Origin of the sequence: Bacillus cereus group sp. BfR-BA-01356 (genome assembly GCF_022663635.1) — a bacterium.
In the GTDB taxonomy this organism is placed as follows: Bacteria; Bacillota; Bacilli; order Bacillales; family Bacillaceae_G; genus Bacillus_A; species Bacillus_A cereus.
Window position 1 is genome coordinate 1 of the sequence record NZ_JAKUFX010000253.1, and the last position, 1,768, is coordinate 1,768.

A 1,768-nucleotide genomic window follows, 5' to 3' on the forward strand; every position below is an offset into this window, starting at 1 on the left:
AAATACTGGTCTAGTTTCGTGATGTCTTTTTTAAGCAATTTGTCCTTTGATAACTTCAAAAGATATTATTCTTCAGTTGACATACTACCGCAGGTCTTTTATCAAAAAATTTTATTTTAAACATAAAAGATATTCTAATAAATAATTAATGTAGGTAAAAAGAAAAAAATCCCAAAATACAAAAAACCAAATTTTAGGATATATATTATTAATATTGAATTCATATACAATTTAAAAAGCTACACTGAGCAAAAAACAAAAAAGCTGCCCCATATGGACAGCTCATTTACATAATTATCGTTATCAGGACTACACAAACAAATCACTTCAATATCATCTTAATTGTAGTTTGTTCGGCTCTTCTTCAGGGATATCTCTATGTTTGTAATGAATCGTTTTTACATCATTTCCTTTTATGCGAAAAGTAATTGTGTCCTCTCCATAAGGCGGATTGTGTGCACCCTCAAAAGTTTAAATTTTAAAATCCCTCATTAACTAGCTCTTTTATCGAGTTTAATTTTGAAGAAAGCTCGATAAACCATTCTTCATCCCCCGTTAATAATGCAAGATCTATAAGATAAAGGATTTGTTCCTTATTTATTACCTTTGATTCAGGGAGTTTGTTAACGTGTTTACTAAAGAGTAAAATCGCTTCGTTTATTGTGTACTGGCCGTCACGTTTCACAATACTAACTGTAACTATATCCTCTACATCATCAAGTGATACAATATAACCAACTATTAATTCACCTTCATTTGATATTCCACGAACCCAATCTCCTACTTTTAAAACATGATTATTATTTGACATCATACCGTTTCACCTTCCTATAAATATTTTTTGTGACGATAAAAAAGATATAAAAACAAATTATACTGTAATATTTTTCATTACATTTAAGTGTTAAGAACTCACGGCTATATAATAATTAAGCCGCTTAACGCTCTTGATTGATAAGGTCAACAACTTCTTTCATTGTATAATTCTTTAAGTATTCACCTAGATGCTCTTCAGCACCTAAGAAAATAGCGAAAAGAACTTTTCGCATGTTCGAACCTACAACACACTGATTGTTTGATTCTGGACACTTCGGCTGCAAAGCACCTTCAGAGGTTATCTGATAAATATGCCAAAGATTAATTTCATCTAAATCGCGAGCGAAAATAAAACCTCCACCAGTTCCCTCTTTCGATTGTATAAACTTATGTTTTTTTAACAAACTTAGTACTTTGCGAATGCGTACTGGGTGAACACCTGCACTTTCTGAAATAGCATTACTTGTTGACATCCGGTCTGGCTGTAAAGCTAAATAAGTTAAACTGTGTATGGCCAAGGTAAAGTCGCTGTTCATTGTTTTCCTCCTACAATCAAAAATATTGTTTCTCCTATATTAACATACTGTAGCCATAAACATTACAGATAGGTTAGTTGAACGTTAAAATATATAAGAACCACTCTTAGCATAAAGAAATAGATTCCATAACTTCATTTAGCTTTTTAAGTTAAAAATACATTTAAACACTCCACTGTTTCTTCACTTGTTCTTCTGCCAACTGTTTAATTTTTTTCCATATCGTATCTTTATTCACAATAACATTTGTTTGATAATTTCTATCGTTATAATTAACTGTAACGCATACTTCAATCATCTTCTGCTTCCTCCTCGTATGATTAAGTTAGGTTTTTTAGGGACGGGATGTACCTATAAACCCAAGAGTATCTATTTTTATGAGATACTTAAATTTGTAGATAGAGTGTTGCCGACCA

3 protein-coding genes and 1 pseudogene are annotated in these 1,768 nt (G+C 31.4%); all 4 read right to left on the reverse strand.

All coding sequences use genetic code 11. The features are described from left to right. Nucleotides 1-333: 333 nt before the first annotated feature. Nucleotides 334-471, reverse strand: a pseudogene (locus tag MR168_RS32735) (DUF3888 domain-containing protein); the annotation flags it as partial. 7 nt (nucleotides 472-478) lie between these two features. After that, entirely contained in the window at nucleotides 479-814 is a 336-nt protein-coding gene (locus MR168_RS32740; RefSeq protein ID WP_000987462.1) for an IDEAL domain-containing protein, read from the reverse strand. Between the two features lie 124 nt (nucleotides 815-938). Further along, complete coding sequence (gene saiR, locus MR168_RS32745; protein ID WP_001083465.1) at nucleotides 939-1,352, reverse strand: Rrf2-family transcriptional regulator SaiR; 414 nt, start codon at nucleotides 1,350-1,352, stop codon at nucleotides 939-941. Between the two features lie 163 nt (nucleotides 1,353-1,515). Continuing rightward, on the reverse strand, nucleotides 1,516-1,650 hold the full coding sequence (locus tag MR168_RS32750; protein ID WP_023522572.1) for a BA3454 family stress response protein: 135 nt from the start codon (nucleotides 1,648-1,650) through the stop codon (nucleotides 1,516-1,518). Between the last annotated feature and the right edge of the window lie 118 nt (nucleotides 1,651-1,768).

Bases quoted from the DNA above. Each gene is read 5' to 3' on its own strand.
- MR168_RS32740 (WP_000987462.1), bottom strand. From the start codon at position 814: ATGATGTCAAATAATAATCATGTTTTAAAAGTAGGAGATTGGGTTCGT.
- saiR (WP_001083465.1), bottom strand. From the start codon at position 1,352: ATGAACAGCGACTTTACCTTGGCCATACACAGTTTAACTTATTTAGCT.
- MR168_RS32750 (WP_023522572.1), bottom strand. From the start codon at position 1,650: ATGATTGAAGTATGCGTTACAGTTAATTATAACGATAGAAATTATCAA.